The sequence below is a fragment of the Streptomyces daliensis genome, from assembly GCF_054782395.1.
Window position 1 is genome coordinate 19,350 of record NZ_BAAGSO010000086.1, and the last position, 16,725, is coordinate 36,074.

A 16,725-nucleotide genomic window follows, 5' to 3' on the forward strand; every position below is an offset into this window, starting at 1 on the left:
GAAAGGGGTGCGGCCCCAGTGGGGCAGCAGTATGTGGTGACGCGATGTATCGCGTCAAGGGATTCACGACAGTCGCGAATCCTCGGAAGCGAACGCCCGGGCGTGAACGCTCGGACGCGGGGGCTCCGGCGCCGGGCCGCCGCCCCGCCTACGCGGGGCGTCCCATGGCGGCTCAGCTCATCACCGTGTACCCCGCGGCACGCAGTGACGAGGCGACCTCGACGCAGTGCTCCGGTCCCTTGGTCTCCAAGTGCAGCTCCACCTCCGCCTCGTCGAGCCCGAGCCGCGGGTCGGTCCGTACATGGCTCACATCGAGGACGTTAGCGTCGGCCACTGACAATTCCCCGAGAAGCGCCGCCAGCGCCCCCGGCCGGTCCGTCAGCCGCAGCCGCAGCGACAGATAGCGGCCCGCCGCTGCCATGCCGTGCCGCAGCGTCCGCTGCATGACCAGCGGATCGACGTTCCCCCCGGAGAGCACGGCGACGACCGGACCCTCGAAAGCCCCCGGCTCGGCCAGCAGCGCGGCGACCGGGCTCGCGCCCGCCGGTTCCACGACGAGCTTCGCCCGCTCCAAGCACAGCAACAGCGCGCTGGACAGGGCGTCTTCGGACACCGTACGGACCTCGTCCACAAGGTCGCCAACGATTTTGAACGGCACGTCCCCGGGGCGTCCGACCTTGATGCCGTCGGCCATCGTCGAGACCGAGTCCAGCGCGACGGGCCTGCCCGCGGCCAGCGAGGGGGGATACGCGGCGGCACCCTCCGCCTGCACGCCGACGATCCGCACGTCGGGCCGCAGCGCCTTCACCGCGACCGCGATCCCGGCCGCGAGCCCGCCGCCGCCGATGCCGACGACGATGGTGCGCACCTCGGGGCACTGCTCCAGGAGCTCCAGGCCGAGGGTGCCCTGGCCCGCCACCACGTCGGGGTGGTCGAAGGGGTGGATGAAGACGGCGCCCGTCTCCCGCGCGTACTCCTGCGCCGCGCGCAGCGTCTCGTCGACGACCTGGCCGTGGAGGCGTACGCGCGCGCCGTAGTCCCGCGTCGCCGCGATCTTCGGCAGCGGGGCGCCCTGCGGCATGAACACGGTGGAGCGGACCCCGAGCAAGGTGGCCGCCAGCGCGACGCCCTGCGCGTGGTTGCCCGCGCTCGCCGCCACCACGCCCCGCGCGCGCTCGGACGCCGTGAGCCCCGCGATGCGCACATACGCGCCGCGCAGCTTGAAGGAGCCCGTGCGCTGGAGGTTCTCGCATTTGAGGTGGACGGGGGAGCCGACCAGGGAGGTGAGGTGGCGGCTGCCTTCCAGCGCGGTCATCCGGGCGACCCCGGAGAGCGTCTTCTGCGCGGTGCGCACGTCGTCGACCGAGACGGATGCGGCGACGGCGGGGGCGGCAGAGGTGGCGGGGGCGGAGGAGGCGGAGGTGGCGAGGGCGGGGGTGGTGCCCTCGGTGGGACTCGGGACCATGGCACCAGTCTGGCAGTACGGCGTACGGGAGGCGCGCGCAGCCTCTTGCTCGTCATCGGTTCGTGCAGTGGCGGTACGGGCGGGGGAGCGGGCGCGTACTCTGTGCCCCACACACATTGGTGTAGCGATGTGGAACCCTGGAACTCTTCGATCTTTCCCAAGACTTCCCAAAGAAGCGAGCATCCCGGCCATGCCCACGCACCCGGACATGACGACAGACATCATGACAAACGACGCCGAAGCAGACGCCGAAATCGACGTTGACGCCGGAGTCGGCGCCGCGCACCCGGCCGCGTCCCAGGCCCCCGAGCGCGGCACGGCCGCGACGGGCGAGGAGCACGCGGGCGGCCCCGTCCTCGACGCGATGCAGCACCAGGTCGCGGTCTTCGCGAGGCGTGCCGAGCAGACCCGCCTCGGCGGGGTCGGCCAGGCCCGCAACTCCATGGACCGCGCGGCGTATCTGCTCCTCAACAGGCTCGACCAGGAAGGCCCGATGGGCGTCAAGGCGCTCGCGGCCGGGATGGGCATCGACTCCTCCACCGTCACCCGCCAGGTCGCGCCCCTGGTCGACTCGGGCCTGGTCAAGCGCACCTCGCACCCCGAGGACGGCCGCGCCGTCGTCCTCCAGCTCTCGCCCCGTGGCGCGGTCCGTCTGGAGCAGGTGCGCGCCTCGCGGCGCGATCTGATGGCGCTGCTGACGGAGGAGTGGAGCGAGGAGGAGCGGGAGTCCTTCTGCACCCTGCTCACCCGCTTCAACACCTCGCTGCTGGGCATCCACCCGTCGACCACCCCGGGTACGCCCGCCTCTTGATTTGATCAGCGCGCCTGCCGTCCTATGGGCGGAGGAGGCGCGCAGTGCGAGAGCGGCGGGCACGACAAGAGCGCCGCCGAGCCCGGGAGTTCGAGGCATTCGTCGCGGGTGCGGCAGGCCGGCTGCTGCGTGCCGCCACGCTGCTCACGGGCGAGCCCTCCGGGGCCGCGCCCGAGGCGGAGCGGCTGCTCGTCGCCGCGCTCGCGCACACGTACGCGGACTGGGACCGCCTCCGTGGCGAGGACCCGTACGACCGCACCCGTCAGGAACTCGCCGCCCGCTTCGCGCACGGCGCCTGGCGCTACCGACGCGCGCGCGGCGGCCTCCTCGGTGTGCTGCCCCCGCAGGAGCGCCTCGTCGTGGTGCTCAGGCTGCACGAGGGCGTGGCGGAGGAGCAGACGGCGGCAGGGCTCGGGCTTCCCGTGGAGCGGGTGCGGGTGCTGTGCACGCGGGGGATGGCGACGCTGCTGAGCGGCCGGCCGGCGGCGGGCGCTGGACCTGGCGACGGCACGGTGCGGAGGCGTCCGCCCGACCGGGGGCCCGGGGCGGACGGGGCCGGGGGCGCCGCCGAGGAGCGTGGGCACGGCGCCGGACGTGATGTGGAGGGCGTGGCATGAGGCTGCCCGACCGCAAGGAGACCGAGGTACGGCGGCTGCTCGACGGCGGCCCGCTGCCGGTGCCGCCAGACCTGGCCGAGCGCGCCCTCGTCCGGGGCGAGCGCCTGCTGCGGCGGCGGCAGGTGGTGCTGCTCGTGACGTGGGCTGTGCTGCTGGGCGCGCTGCTCGCCTTCACCTTCTGGGCGCTGCTGGCCGAGCCCTGGACGGCCCCTCCCTCGCGCACGACGCCGCCGCTGGGCTGGTGACGGGCGGTACGGGTACGGGCTCGGTGACGGGTGGGCCGCCCGTACGGGGTCGTTCCGTACGGGCAGCCGTCAGGCCGGGTCCGTCACCGGATCCGTCAGGCCAGGGCCTGGGACAGGTCCGTCAGGAGGTCGTCGGCCGATTCGAGGCCGACGGAGAGGCGGACCAGGTCGGCCGGGACCTCCAGGGCCGAGCCGGCGGCCGAGGCGTGCGTCATCCGGCCCGGGTGCTCGATCAGGGACTCGACGCCGCCCAGCGACTCGCCCAGCGTGAAGAGCTCGGCGTTGTCGCAGACGCGCACCGCCGCTTCCTCGCCCGCCGAGACGCGGAAGGAGACCATGCCGCCGAAGGCCCGCATCTGCTTGGCCGCCGTCTCGTGGCCCGGGTGCGAAGGCAGGCCCGGGTAGTAGACCTGGGACACCTTCGGGTGGGCCCGCAGCATCTCGGCGACGCGGGTCGCGTTCGCGCTGTGCCGGTCCATCCGTACCGCCAGGGTCTTGATGCCGCGCAGCACCAGCCAGGCGTCGAAGGGCCCCGCGACCGCGCCCATGGCGTTCTGGTGGAAGGCGATGTCGGAGGCCAGCGCCTCGTCGTTCACGACGAGGGCGCCGCCCACCACGTCCGAGTGGCCGCCCATGTACTTCGTCGTCGAGTGGACGACGACGTCGGCGCCCAGTGCGAGTGGCTGCTGGAGGTAGGGGCTCGCGAAGGTGTTGTCCACCACGAGGCGGGCCCCGGCCTCGCGGGCGACGTCCGCGACGGCGGCGATGTCGGTGATGCCCAGCAGCGGGTTGGAGGGGGTCTCGACCCAGACGGCCTTCGTACGGTCGCGGAGCGCGGCCCGTACGGCGGCGGGGTCGGCGGAGTCGGCGACGGACCACTCGACGCCCCACCGCTCGGCGACCTTGGCGAAGAGGCGGAAGGTGCCGCCGTACGCGTCGTTCGGGATGACCACGTGGTCACCGGGGACGAGCAGCGTACGCAGGAGGCAGTCCTCGGCGGCCATGCCGGAGGCGAAGGCGAACCCGCGCCGCCCGCCCTCCAGCGCGGCCAGGTTCTCTTCCAGGGCTGTGCGTGTCGGGTTCGCCGAGCGGCTGTACTCGTAGCCGCCGCGCAGCCCGCCTACCCCGTCCTGTTTGTAGGTGGACACCTGGTAGATGGGCGGTACGACCGCGCCTGTCGCGGGATCGGCCGCCTGACCGGCGTGGATCGCGAGGGTTTCGAAGTTCTCGAAGCTCTGGTGGCTCATGGGCCCGAGACTAATGCGCCGTACGGTGGAGACAGGCCGCGCGCGTCCGATCCGCGCCGCCGTCGTACGCGGGCGGGGCACGGGGCACGTGTGCGCCCCCGTATCCGTTCCCTCTACGTCCCCGTATACGGCCCCGTAAACGTCCGCTTCCGTCCCGTATCCGCCCGTACAGCGCCCCCATCAGGGAGAACCACCGTCATGGAAGCCCTCCTTCTGCTGATCGTTCTCGCCGCAGTCGTCGGTGTCGTGATCGTTCCGGCCATGCGCCGCCGCAGGCTCCAGCGGGAGGGATCGCGGGGCCTGCTCCAGGCGTCCGACCCGACCTCGGGTCACGGCTTCGTGCCCGTCGAGCAGCTCGACGTACGGCTGCCGGGGCCCGACCGCGAGCTGGTCGACGCGCTGGAGGAGACCCAGCGGTCCCAGGACTGGCAGCCGGTCGCGCGGCTCCTCGCCTTCACCGGGGACGAGTGGGAGCTGCGCTGGCAGCGGGTGCAGTCGCTGGCGGGGGCCGCCGCGATGGAGCTGGCGCAGTCGCGGGCGGCGGGCGGCGGCACAGGTGACGCGGGTGCGGGCGGCGGTGTCTCGTTCAGCAAGGGCCCCGGTGTGCGGGACGCGCGCTGGCTGCGCGAGTGGCGTACGCGGGAGCCCCAGGACCCGGGCGGCGCGCAGGTGTACGCGCAGTTCCTGGTGTGGCAGGCGCTGGCCGACCCCTCCTCGGCCGACCACCGCATCGTCCTGGAGGAGGCCCGCAACGTCTGCCACGAGGCGGCGGCCCTCGCCCCCGCCGACCCGACCCCCTTCATCACCGAGCTGTTCATCGCCCGGCACCTGAGCTACCGGCGGGCCGACTTCGAGTCGCTGTGGTCCACGGTCCGGCGCCACGCGCCGCACCACATGGGCGCGCACCTGGCCGCGCTGCCCTACTGGTCGGCGAAGTGGAGCGGGTCCCGGGCCGACGCGGACGCCTTCGCGCAGACCGCCGCGGCGCAGGCGCCCGAGGGCACGCTGCTGCCCGCGCTGCCGCTGTTCGCGATGTACGAGCACCTGCCCGAGGTCAACATGGTGCGCGGCCTCTACCAGAGTGCGGAGATCGAGCGGGCCATCGAGGCGGCGGAGTTCGCCGTCGACCAGGTCGAGGACGACCACCCCGTACGGCCGCACGTCCTGCACCTGCTGGTCTGCTTCCTGGTGCGCGCCGAGCGGTACCAGGAGGCGATGGAGGCGCTGCACGCCGTCGACGGGTATGTGGGCGCGCTGCCGTGGGTGGACTCGGGCAGCCCGGCGGCGGAGTACGCGGCGTACCGGGCGCTGGCGGTCGCGGGCTGGGAGGCGACGGGCGGGGCGCCGGCGCAGCAGCCCCCGGCGTTCTGACCGCGCCCCCGCGCCCCTCGGTGCGCGGGTGGCGCTTTCGCGGCGCGGAAATGTGAGTGCACCGAGAGACGGGCACGCCGCGCGCACGGTCGGTCTTGCATGGCGTGAAGCCGGGTACACGCTGCGGGCCGGGCGCATTTATGCGCCCGTGAGGGCCGGTCTCGCTGGTCGCACGCGTCTCATCGGTGCCGTCGATCTCGCCGGTCTCATCGGTCTCATCGGTCCGCAGGCGGTCTGTGCCGGTCTGTGGCCGATCCGTGGCCGGTCCGTGGCTGTGCGGAGGGGTACGTGTCGAAGGTTCCCAACAGGGCGCTGCGGCAGCTCGTCGACGAGGCGGGGTGGGGGGCGGCCCAGGTCTCCCGCGCCGTGCGGCGCGTGGCCGCCGAGCACGACAAGCACAGCGGGGAGTTCACCTGCGACCCCTCCACCGTATCCCGGTGGTTCGGCGGCACCCAGCCTCATCCGCAGGCCGCGACGTACCTGCTCGAAGCGCTCTCCCGCAGGCTCCGGCGACCCGTCACCGCGCGCGAGGCGGGGCTGACCCGCGCGCCGGCGCCCGTACTCGACCTCTCCTGGGGGAGTGACCCCCTGCGGAAGCTCTCCTGGCTCACGAGCGCGGAACTCGACGCCGAGCAGCGCCGTCTACTGAGTTCCGGAACATTCAGCTACGCCGCGCTCGACCCCTCCACCGCATGTGCCCCACGCCTGGCACACCGAGGGGCCCGAGAGACCCGAGGGGACCGGACAGCTGGGGAACGCGAGCGCCGGGGCGCCGGACAGGCGGCGGTGGAGCAGCTCGACGCCATGACGCGGATGTACGCCGCTGCGGTCGCCCAGCACGGCGGCCCCCCTGTCCGCAGCTCGCTCGCCGCCTACCTCGCGCACACCGCGACGCCCTTGCTCAGGACATGGTCGGCGACGGAAGCGCACCCTCGGCTCATGGCTGCGACGGCGCAGCTCGTCCTGCTGCTCGGGAACACTTGCGTCGACGGGGGAGACGACGCGTCGGCGCAGCACTACCACCACACGGCGGCCCGTCTCGCGGACGACGCCGACGACGAGACCACCCTCGCGATCGCTCTGCGCACCATGGCCAGCCACGCCCACGACCTCGGTCACCACACGCCCGAGGTGCTGCACCTGGCAGAACACGCCACCCGCATGGCCCGGCACGCCCCGCCTCCGGCCAGGGCCTACACCCTGACCCAGCTCGCGGTCATGCAGGCCCACCACGACCGCCGAAGCGCCCTGGCCACCTTCACCCGTGCGGAACGCCTCTACACCAGCACGGCGCCCTCGGGCCCGTTCACCAGCTATCCCATAGGCGGACTGCATTACCAGCGCGCCGAGATGCTCGCCACGATCGGGGATTCCCGGGGTGCCACCCGTGCGCTGCTCGCCTCACTGGGCAACCGCGCCTCCGAGGAACGTCTGGCCTCCGCGCTCACTCGGGCCCGCCTCGGTGAAACCCTGTTCCGGCTGGGCCAGCTCGACCGTGCGCTCACGCACTGGCAAGCCTTCTGCGACCTCTCCCCGGCCCTTTACTCCGCTCGCGTCGTCCATCGCCTGCATCTGATGCGACGCCTTCTCGCTCCACACCGGAACCATCCGACCGCCGTCGAACTCCTCACCCGCGCTCCCGCGTTCCCGCCCTCATCACTCGTCGCCACTTTGCCTGACTCCTGACCCCTGATACCTGTGGAATCCTGCGGTATTTCACAACTTCACAAGTATGCAGTGCGTGCACGCGGCGGGCCCTCAGAAGGCATTCCCACGCCGCCGACCGGAACGTCTAATGGCTGCTGAGATCGCCCCCGGATCGGACGGTTGGTGGCAATGGGACGGCTTGGACGAGGGAAAAGCGGGACGACAGAAAGGGCGGCGGCGCCGGGTCCGCTGATGCAGCTCGCCAGTTCGTTCTGGGCGTTCAAGACCCTGGCCGCCGCGGTGGAGCTGGAACTCTTCACCTTTCTGCGTGACGGTCGGCAGGCCACGGTCAAGGAAGTCGCCGAGGAACTGGGCATTCACGGGCGGCCCGCCGACATGTTCCTCGCTGCGTGCGCGTCGCTGGGACTCCTCGAAAAGGAGGGCGACGGATACCGGAACTCCGCTGTGGCGGAGGAGTTACTCGTGGCGGGACGGCCGAGGTTCTTCGGCGGCTACGTACGGTTTCTGAGTCACCGGGAGTATCCGGCGTGGCACGACCTGACCACCGCGTTGCGCGAGAACCGGCCGCTGACCTGGGACCCGGAAAACCAGGAGTCGATCTTCTCGGCCGAGGACCCGGTGATGATGGAGCTTTTCTGGGAGGCGATGCACTCCCTCTCCACCTCGACCGCGCAGGTCCTCGCCGGCACATACGACTTCGGCGGGCACCGGAGACTGCTGGATATCGGCGGCGGTTCCGGCGCCTTTCCCCTGGAAGTGTGCGCCACGTACCCCGGTCTCTCCGCCACCGTTTTCGACCTCCCCCATGTGTGCCCCATCGCCGCGGAGAAGATCCGGCAGGCCGGGCTGGACGGTGCGATCGACACTGTGGCCGGGGATTTCCTGGCCGACGAACCCTTGCCTGCCGGGCACGATGTCGCCGTGCTCAGCATGATCCTGCACGACTGGGACGAGAGCACCGGACGAGCCCTGCTCCGGAAATGCTGGGAGGCGCTGGAACCCGGCGGCGTCGTCCTCGTCGTCGAGTGGCTGCTCAATCCGGAGCGCACCGGGCCGCCCGCCGCGGCTCTGATGGGTATGAACATGATCGTCGAGACCGTGGGCGGCCAGAACTACTCGGAGGCGGAGTACGCGGACTGGCTGACGGACGCCGGATTCCGCGAGGCGCGGGTGATGCGTTTTGACGCCATGGGCGCCAACGGGGCGATGGTGGCCCGTAAGCCGAGATGACCGGAATCCGGCTTGCTGCGGTCTGCTCCGGCCCTTTCTGACCTGCCCCGGCCCGCCCTGGCCTTTTCTGGCCTGCCCCGGTCTCAGGCTCACCGCGAATTCCCCCCTCTCCTGAAAGTGGTATGCCATGAACGCACTCCCGATCGCCGACACCTTCGCTTCCCGTGAGCCCGCTGAACTCCCGTCGCTGCACGAAGCCTCGCAGCCGACACTGACCAACGACCGGCTTGCACTGCTGCTGATGGGGCACGCGGCATTCCAGTATCTGCACGTGTCCTGCGAACTCGGCCTTTTCGAGCTGCTCGTCCGGCGTCCGGCGCTGGACCGTGCGGAAATCAAGAGGGAACTGGGGCTCGCCGACCGGGCGATGGACATTCTTCTGCTGGGGACGACGTCCCTCGGCCTGCTGACCAAGCGTGATGAGCGCTACACCGTCACACCCCTGATCACGGAAATCGTCGAGAACGGCCAGTGGAAGCACTTCACCGATGTGGTCGCCTTCGAGCACGAGATCGTGTCCGAGGGGCAGCGGGATCTCCTCGGCTCGCTGCGGAGCAACACCAACGAGGGAATCCGCCGTATCCCGGGTGAGGGGAACAGCCTCTACCGGCGGCTCGCGGAGAACCCGCGGCTCCAGGAGGTCTTCTACCGCTATATGCGTTCCTGGTCGGAGCTGGCCCACGAGCACCTGGCCAAGATCAATCTCGGAGGAGCCCGCACACTGCTGGACTGCGGTGGCGGTGACGCGGTCAACGCCCTCGCCCTCGCCGCCATGCATCCGGAACTCCAGGTGACGATCCTGGAAATCCCGGAGGCCGCCCCCTACGCGGCGGCGGCCGTCGCGGAGTCGCCCCACTCCGACCGCGTCAGCGTCCACGAATGCGACATGTTCACAGCGGACTGGCCCACGGGGGCCGACTGCGTCCTCTTCGCCCACCAACTGGTCATCTGGACACTGGAGGAGAACGTCACCCTGCTGTCCAAAGCGTATGACGCGCTGGCGGACGGGGGGCAGTTGGTGATCCTCAACTCCATGTCGCACGATGAGGGCGACGGACCGCTGTTCGCCGCGCTCGACAGCGCCTATTTCGCGTCGATGCCTGCCGAAGGCGGCATGATCTACTCCTGGGCGCAGCACGAACAGTGCCTGCGCGCTGCCGGGTTCACCGAGATGCGCCGTGTCTCAGGCGACGGCTGGACCCCGCACGGCGTCATCGTCGCGACGAAGCGACAGCGACAGGCCGGGCCCCGGCCATGACAGCCACACCGCACAGTCCCGGTCGCGCCGGACCCGCGCGGAGTTCCGGTGTCCGGGAGCCGGGGAGGCTCAGGGCGATGGTGCGGCTCGGGCGGGTGAAGTTCCTGTTACAGAGTTCCAGCGTGGTGGGGGCCGGGACCGCCGTCGCGGTGGCGGCGTCCGGCGGGTTCAGCCCGCGTATGTATCTGCTGGTTCTGCTGTTCGCCTGGCTGGGTCATCTCATGACCCACTACTGCAACGAGTTCTTCGATCTGGACGCCGACCGCGCGAACCCGTCACCCACCTCCTGGACGGGCGGCAGCCGAGTCCTCGTCGACGGGCTCCTGCCCCCGCGGGTCAGCCTGTCCGCTGCCTTCGTCCTGCTGTTCTGCGCCCTGTGCACGGCGATGGCCCTGCCCACGGCCGGGCAGCGCCTCGTCGCGGTCGCCGTCCTCGCCGTGTCCTGGTTCTACACGGCCCCGCCTGTACGGCTGAACTACCGCGCACTCGGTGAGGTCGCGTGCGCGACCGTCCTCTACGCACTCGTACCGCTCCTGGCCTTCCTGGCCCAGTCCACGCCCGTCACCCCGGAGCTGTTCGCCTACCTCGGCGTCGTCTTCGCGCTTCAACTGCTGCGCTGCCTGATCATGAACCTGCCCGACATCCCAGGCGATCAGCGGGTCGGCAAGACCACGCTGGCCGGTGTGCTCGGCCCGTCGAACGTCACCCGTGCCTACGCCGGAGGGAACGCGCTCGTCTACGCGGCCGTCGCGGTGGTCACCGTGACCGGCACGCTGCCCCCGGTCACGGGCGGAGCGCTGCTGGCGACGCTGCCGATCCCCGTCTGGGTGGCGTCGCGCCTGCGCACCGGGGTCCTCGGCGATCAGCGCGGTGCCGAACTGGTCACGTTCTGGTCCTCCATGCTCCTGCCCGCCACGTCCTGCGCGGTGATCGTCGGCATGACCGTCACCGCGTTCCTCGGCCGGGGGGCTCCGGGGCCGTGGCTCGTGGTGGCGACGGCGACGATCGCGCTGTTCGGCGCGTGGCTGGCCCGGACCGTACCGGCGACCGTCGGGCGGTCTCGCCGGGCGACCCGCCGGGACCGTCGGTCCGCGACGGGGGTGGGCGCGACGTGATCGTCAACGTGGCCCACCCGTACAGCACTCCGCGCCCTGCCGTGCGCAGCACCCGGCGCCTTGCCGTGCGCAGCGCCTCGCGCCGCATCTGGCGTCGCACCGGTGCCGACTGGCCCGGCGGTGATCCGATGCCCGCACACGGCGTGCCGACCGAGGGCTACCTGTGGCGGTTCACCCTCCCCGGCCGGCGCCAGGTCGTCACCGTCGGCTGCACGGTGAACCGAGACAGGCACGGCACCTGGTCCTCCGTCGTGCTGGCCAGGGAGCCGGGTGCCCTGCTGCGCCACGCGACCACGCAGGGCGGCCACGCGGACCCGGACGCCTTCGCCGTGTCGGCCGGTGACCTGCTGAGCTACCGCGATGGGCACCTGTCCGTGGCGTTCCCGGACGCCCGCCTGGACGCGCACATCAGCCCGACCGTGACCTGGCCGCGCGCGGCGCCGCCCCCCAACGGCGTCGCAGCGCTGCTTCCCCTGCTGCGCACCTACTGGCACCCCTACCTGCTGCAAGGCCGGGTCAGCGGACAGTTGACGGTCGCAGCAGAGACAGCCGGGGCAGCCGGGACACATGAGGCGACGGTGCTGACGGGTGCCCAGGTCTACACCGAGAAGGCGTGGGGCCGGGGGTTCCCCGCGCGGTCCTGGTGGGGGCAGGCCCACGGCTTTCCCCACGGCGACCTCTGCCTCGCCTACGTCGCCACGCCCGTGCCGCTGGCCGGGTCCGCCGTACTGGCCTCCTGCGTGATCCGCCTCGGCGACGCGGGCTGGCACGTGCCCGCGCTGGCCAACCGCGCCACGCGCCAGGAGGACAGCACCGGATGGCGCATGACCCTGCGGGGCGCCCGCTGTCGCATCCAGCTCGACGGGCGTCTGACGGAGCCGCCGCTGCCGATGCCGCTCCCGGCGCCCGCCGGGCGCGCGCTGGTCACCGCGCCACAGGCCCTGCGCAGCACGCTCCGGCTCCGCGTCCGCCGGGGTGACCGGACGCTGCTCGACACGGAGACCACCCTGGCCGGTCAGGAGTCGGGCCAGATGACCGGCCAGATGACCGGCCAGATGACCGGCCAGATGACCGGCCAGATGACCGGCCAGACGACCGGCCGGGCGACCGGCCGGGCGACCGGCCCGGAGCCGGGCGTGCCCCGCCGACCCGAGGAGATCTCGCCATGACCTACCTCTCCGACCTCTCAGGCTCCTCCGACAGCGCTGACACCGCCGACACCGCTCACACCACCGACCCCATTGACTCCTCCGACCCCGCTGCCGCGGCCGGTCTGCTGCGCCGCACCGGCCCCATCGACCCCGCACCCGAACTGGCCTGCCTGCCCCGCGAGCAGCCGGTCTGCCCCGTACAGGGACCAGACGCCGGGACGCCGTCGTACATCGTGACCGGCTACGACGACGTGGCCCGGGTCCTGACCGACGCGACGTTCAGCCGCGCGGCGGCCGACATGCCGGTGACAGGGTTCGAGAAGACGGGCGGGCAACTGCTCGACCGTGATCCCCCCGAGCACACCCAGTTGCGCCGCGTCCTCAACCCGGCCTTCAGCCGCGCGCGGGTCGCGACGCTCCGCCCAGCCCTCCAGCGGCTGGCCGACGAACTGCTCGACCAGCTCGTCGAACAGGGGCCACCGGCCGACCTGGTGGAGCACCTCGTGCTGCCCTTCCCGCTGACCGTGATATGCGACGTGGTGGGGGTGCCGCGCCCGCGACACCCCCACGTGCGCGCGCTCACCGCCGCGGCCCTGGACCAGACACGGCCCGACGAGGCGGGGGCCGCCGTCACGGAACTGACCGCGTTCCTGGACGAGTTGACCGCGGACCGGCGACGGCACCCCGCACCGGACCTGGCCACCGAGCTGACGCGGGCACGCGACGCGGGCCGCCTCACCCACGTGGAACTGGTCACCGCGCTGACGAGCCTGGTCAGCCTGGGCCACGAGACCACCATGTCGGCACTGGGGCGGGCACTCGTCATCGCCCTGCGCGAGCCCGCGCGGTACGCGGCGCTGGCCGATCCGAGCCAGGTGGACAGGCTCGTCGACGAGTTGCTGAGGCTGGCACCGGCCACCCAGTTCACGCTGGCGCGCATGGCCACTGAGCCCTGCCGCCTGGGCGGGACCGACGTTCCGGCCGGTGCGCTGGTGTTCCCGTGCCTGATCACGGGCAACCGCGACTCCGGCCGGTTCGGCACAGCGGACGGACTCGACGCCCCGGACGCCTCCGACGGGCCGAACGGACTCGACGGGCCCGGCGCCCCCGGCGCCCCCGGCGCCCCTGACGTCAGCCCCGACGTCCGCGCACGCTCCTACCCCCACCCCCACCTGTCCTTCGGCCTCGGGCCCCACTACTGCCTGGGCGCGCACCTGGCCCGTGAGGAACTCCGCGTCGTCCTCGGCACGGTCAGCAGGCGCATGCCGGGCCTGCGCCTCGCCGTGGACGAGGCGGCGCTGGAATGGGACCGGACATCCCTGGTCGAGGCGCTGCACACCATCCCCGTCACCTGGTAATCCGGCAGGAGGATCCCCACGATGCGGTCAGCATCCGACGCGACGACCCCGACCAGCACAAGCCGAAGCCGACCTTCCGAGAGCGGGGGCACCGCCACCATCGACGGGGCCCTCATCGGTATCGACCACATCCGGATGCAGGTCGGCAACGCACGCCAGACGACCCACTTCCTCAGCACGGCCTTCGGAATGACCCTGCGCGCCTACCGAGGCCCCGAGCACGGCTACCGCGACCACGCCGAGTACCTGCTCGAAGCGGGCCGCGTCAGGCTGCTCGTCACCGGGCCAGCGGCGCCCGGCTCGGCCGCCGCCGCGTGGGTACAGGCCCACGGCGACAGCGTCAGCGACATCGCCTTCGCCACCCGCGACGTCGACCGCCTCTACGCCCACGCGACGGAGAACGGCGCGCACTCCTACGAGGCACCCCGCGACCGCACCGACGACCACGGCACCGTACGCACAGCGGCGATCGGCACCTACGGGGAACTGCGGCACACGTTCGTCGACCGCAGCCGCTATCCGGGGGAATTCCTCCCCGGCTTCGTCGGGACCGGCCCGCTGCCCTCCCAGGCGCCACCCGTGTTCGAGGACATCGACCACACCGTGGGCTGCGTCGCCCAGGGCGAACTGGACGAGTGGATCCGGTTCTACGAGGCCGCGCTGGGATTCTCGTCGTTCGCCGAATTCACCAGCGACGACATCTCCACCGAATACTCAGCGCTGATGAGCACCGTCGTCGCCGACGGCACCGGCCGCATCAAGCTGCCGCTCAACGAGGCGGCACCAGGGCGTCGGCGGTCGCAGATCGACGAATTCCTGGAGTACCACCACGGCCCGGGCGTGCAGCACATAGCCCTGAACACCCCGGACATCCTGGCCAGCGTCGACATCCTGCGGGAGCGCGGCGTCACCTTCCTGTCCATTCCACCGGCGTACTACGACGATCCGGCGCTGGCCGACAGGTTCGGCGACATCCGCGTACCGGTGGCCGAGTTGCGCAGCCGCGGAATTCTCGTGGACCGCGACGAGGAGGGCTATCTGCTCCAGATCTTCACCACGCCCCTTCTCGACCGCCCCACGATGTTCCTGGAACTCATCGAACGCAACGGCGCCACCGGATTCGGCAAGGGGAACTTCAAGGCGCTCTTCGAAGCCGTCGAGCGGGAGCAGGACCGGCGGGGAAATCTGTGATTCCCCTGCCCGTGGATTCTTCGTCCGGCCCGCCAGGAGTCGTGATCGGCGCGAGCCTGGCCGGCTGCCTCGCCGTCGGCTGCCTCGCCGACGTCACGGGCGAGGTCCTGCTCGTCGAGCGGGACAGGCTGCCGACCGCGCCACGGCCGCGGCCCGGCATCCCCCAGGGCCGGTTCCCCCACCTGCTGCTCCCGGCCGGTGTCCGCGGCCTCGACGCACTGCTGCCGGGCATCATCCAGGAGCTGACCGCCGCGGGCGCGGCCCCGGTCTCGATACCGCGGCAGGTCCACGTCCTGACCCCGTTCGGCTGGTTCCCGTCCTTCTCGTCCTCCTCTTCCTCCTCCGAACTCGGGGCTCTCGCGTGCTCACGGTCCCTGCTCGACCACCATGTCCGCGCCCGGGTGCTGCGCGATCGTCGTGTCACGGTGCTCGACCACACCGCCGCGACGGGCCTGGGTATCGCCGGGGGCCGGGTGCGGTCCGTGTTCGCTCGGGAGCGGGGCACCACCACGTCGACGGAGATCCCGGCGGCCGTCGTCGTCGACGCGGGCGGCCGCCGCTCGCTCACCCCGGAGTGGCTCGGACAGGCGGGCTACACGGGCCGTCCTCCGCAGCAGATCGACGCGGGCGTCAGCTACGCCGTTCGCGCGTACCCGCCGACGCCCGGCCATGAGCACGCCAAGCACGTCGTCCACCTTCAGGCGGCGCCGCCCGACGAGCTGACCTTCAGCATTCTCGTCCCCGCCGAGGACGGCACCCGCCAGGCCGGTATCGGCACGGTGCGCCCGTGCGCCGCGCCTCGCACGGACGACGAGTTCACCCGGGCGCTGTCCCGGCTGCGCGACCCCGCGGTGGGCGACGCGCTGCCCCCCGGCGGCGCCCCCGCCGGTTCCGTCCGCACCTTCCACCCGGGGCCCAGCCGCTGGAACCGGTTCGACCGCTGGCGGGACTGGCCGGACGGGCTGATCGTCCTCGGCGACGCGCTCTGCACGCTGAACCCCGTCTACGGGCAGGGCATGTCCGTCGCCGTTCAGCAGGCGCTCGCCCTGCGGCACGCGCTCCGCACGCCGAAGCCCCGGTCGAACGTCTACCGCCGCATCCGCCGCGACCTCGCCCGCGCCGTCAGGCCCGCCTGGACCATCTCCGGCACCGAGGACTGGCGCTTCCCCCACACCACAGGCCACACCAGCCCCTTCAGCGCCCTGACCCACCGGTTCCTGGACCACTTGCTGTCCACCGCGATGACGGACCCCGCCCTGGCCCGCCACCTGGCCGAGGTCTTCGCCCTCACCCGACCCCCCACCTCCCTGGCGAGCCCCACCGTCCTCCGCGCGGTGGCCGCGAGGCGGGTCAGGGGACCGGCGCGGGGGTGAGGGCGCCCTCATGCTCCAGCGCTGTCGGACAGGGAACCGTCAAAGGGCTCCCAGGTCCACGCTGACGGAGAAGGACGCGGCAGCCTTGATCGCGCCGGTGAACATCTCGCCGTCCCGGTAGGCCTTGGTGGCCGGGTCGAGGACGTAGGTGTAGGTGATGGGGACACCGGTGACGGCCTGTTCGATCCGCCAGTAGAAGGGGATGCCGGACTTGGCGTACTGGTCCACCTTCACGATCCGGTCGGTGGTCTCCGAGCCGGGGGACACGACCTCGACGACCAGGAGTACGTGTTCGGGGCGGGTGGGCGTGAGGTCGATGGTCTCCGCCCGGTAGACGGTGACGTCCGGACGCCGGTTGGTGAGTGGCACGTCCTGGAGGCGGACGTCGAAGTCCGTGTCGGCGTTCCAGCCCGGGCCCGCGGCGGCGTCCAGGGCATTGGCCAGGATCCGGGCCAGCCTGTTGTGCCGGTTGGACGCGCTCGGGCCCACGACGACCATCCCGTCCACGACCTCGATGCCCGCACACTGCTCCTCGGACCAGGAGTCGTACTGCTCCGCGCTGATCTGTGTGTGCATCCACGCGGGCACCACCATCTCGGCGGTCATGGTGTCCCTCTTTCGAGGA

At 71.9% G+C, this 16,725-nt stretch carries 15 protein-coding genes; 12 read left to right on the forward strand and 3 right to left on the reverse strand.

All coding sequences use genetic code 11. From position 1 onward, the window contains the following. Positions 1-172: 172 nt before the first annotated feature. Positions 173-1,465 carry a threonine ammonia-lyase gene (ilvA, locus tag ACYVOO_RS18855; protein ID WP_461016801.1) on the reverse strand — a complete coding sequence of 431 codons (1,293 nt, stop codon included), beginning with the start codon at positions 1,463-1,465 and terminating at the stop codon, positions 173-175. Positions 1,466-1,829: 364 nt separating this feature from the next. On the opposite strand from ilvA, the gene ACYVOO_RS18860 reads away from it, so the two are divergent. Genes ACYVOO_RS18860 through ACYVOO_RS18870 form a run of 3 tightly spaced genes read left to right on the forward strand, consistent with a single transcriptional unit; the run spans position 1,830 to position 3,138 of the window. Next, the gene (locus ACYVOO_RS18860) at positions 1,830-2,276 is read left to right on the forward strand and encodes a MarR family transcriptional regulator (RefSeq protein ID WP_461016908.1); all 447 of its coding nucleotides are present in this window, start codon (positions 1,830-1,832) and stop codon (positions 2,274-2,276) included. A gap of 44 nt (positions 2,277-2,320) precedes the next feature. Continuing rightward, the gene (locus tag ACYVOO_RS18865; protein WP_461016802.1) at positions 2,321-2,893 is read left to right on the forward strand and encodes a sigma factor-like helix-turn-helix DNA-binding protein; all 573 of its coding nucleotides are present in this window, start codon (positions 2,321-2,323) and stop codon (positions 2,891-2,893) included. Further along, positions 2,890-3,138, forward strand: coding sequence for a hypothetical protein (locus ACYVOO_RS18870; protein ID WP_461016803.1), 249 nt, complete (start codon positions 2,890-2,892; stop codon positions 3,136-3,138). The genes ACYVOO_RS18865 and ACYVOO_RS18870 overlap by 4 nt, the downstream gene beginning before the upstream one ends. Before the next feature lie 95 nt (positions 3,139-3,233). On the opposite strand, the gene ACYVOO_RS18875 is transcribed toward ACYVOO_RS18870, so the two are convergent. After that, positions 3,234-4,385, reverse strand: a complete 1,152-nt coding sequence (locus tag ACYVOO_RS18875; protein WP_453347941.1) for a cystathionine gamma-synthase — start codon at positions 4,383-4,385, stop codon at positions 3,234-3,236. A 198-nt stretch (positions 4,386-4,583) separates the two neighbouring features. On the opposite strand from ACYVOO_RS18875, the gene ACYVOO_RS18880 reads away from it, so the two are divergent. From ACYVOO_RS18880 to ACYVOO_RS18920, 9 genes are all read left to right on the forward strand, one after another. Continuing rightward, on the forward strand, positions 4,584-5,756 hold the full coding sequence (locus ACYVOO_RS18880) for a hypothetical protein (protein ID WP_461016804.1): 1,173 nt from the start codon (positions 4,584-4,586) through the stop codon (positions 5,754-5,756). Positions 5,757-6,044: 288 nt separating this feature from the next. Next, a complete protein-coding gene (locus ACYVOO_RS18885) occupies positions 6,045-7,442 on the forward strand; it encodes a hypothetical protein (RefSeq protein WP_461016805.1) in 1,398 nt (465 codons plus the stop codon). Between the two features lie 150 nt (positions 7,443-7,592). Then, positions 7,593-8,654 carry a methyltransferase gene (locus ACYVOO_RS18890; RefSeq protein WP_461016806.1) on the forward strand — a complete coding sequence of 354 codons (1,062 nt, stop codon included), beginning with the start codon at positions 7,593-7,595 and terminating at the stop codon, positions 8,652-8,654. Between the two features lie 127 nt (positions 8,655-8,781). Further along, positions 8,782-9,912, forward strand: a complete 1,131-nt coding sequence (locus ACYVOO_RS18895; RefSeq protein WP_461016807.1) for a methyltransferase — start codon at positions 8,782-8,784, stop codon at positions 9,910-9,912. 95 nt (positions 9,913-10,007) lie between these two features. Continuing rightward, complete coding sequence (locus ACYVOO_RS18900) at positions 10,008-11,027, forward strand: prenyltransferase (protein ID WP_461016808.1); 1,020 nt, start codon at positions 10,008-10,010, stop codon at positions 11,025-11,027. Further along, complete coding sequence (locus ACYVOO_RS18905; RefSeq protein ID WP_461016809.1) at positions 11,024-12,196, forward strand: tocopherol cyclase family protein; 1,173 nt, start codon at positions 11,024-11,026, stop codon at positions 12,194-12,196. The genes ACYVOO_RS18900 and ACYVOO_RS18905 overlap by 4 nt, the downstream gene beginning before the upstream one ends. Then, on the forward strand, positions 12,193-13,536 hold the full coding sequence (locus ACYVOO_RS18910; RefSeq protein WP_461016810.1) for a cytochrome P450: 1,344 nt from the start codon (positions 12,193-12,195) through the stop codon (positions 13,534-13,536). The genes ACYVOO_RS18905 and ACYVOO_RS18910 overlap by 4 nt, the downstream gene beginning before the upstream one ends. 21 nt (positions 13,537-13,557) lie before the next feature. After that, positions 13,558-14,727, forward strand: a complete 1,170-nt coding sequence (hppD, locus tag ACYVOO_RS18915; protein WP_461016811.1) for a 4-hydroxyphenylpyruvate dioxygenase — start codon at positions 13,558-13,560, stop codon at positions 14,725-14,727. 41 nt (positions 14,728-14,768) lie between these two features. Next, positions 14,769-16,100 carry an NAD(P)/FAD-dependent oxidoreductase gene (locus tag ACYVOO_RS18920; RefSeq protein WP_461016812.1) on the forward strand — a complete coding sequence of 444 codons (1,332 nt, stop codon included), beginning with the start codon at positions 14,769-14,771 and terminating at the stop codon, positions 16,098-16,100. A 39-nt stretch (positions 16,101-16,139) separates the two neighbouring features. Here the strand turns inward: ACYVOO_RS18920 and ACYVOO_RS18925 are convergent, their stop codons facing one another. Next, complete coding sequence (locus ACYVOO_RS18925; RefSeq protein ID WP_461016813.1) at positions 16,140-16,706, reverse strand: Uma2 family endonuclease; 567 nt, start codon at positions 16,704-16,706, stop codon at positions 16,140-16,142. Positions 16,707-16,725 lie beyond the last annotated feature (19 nt).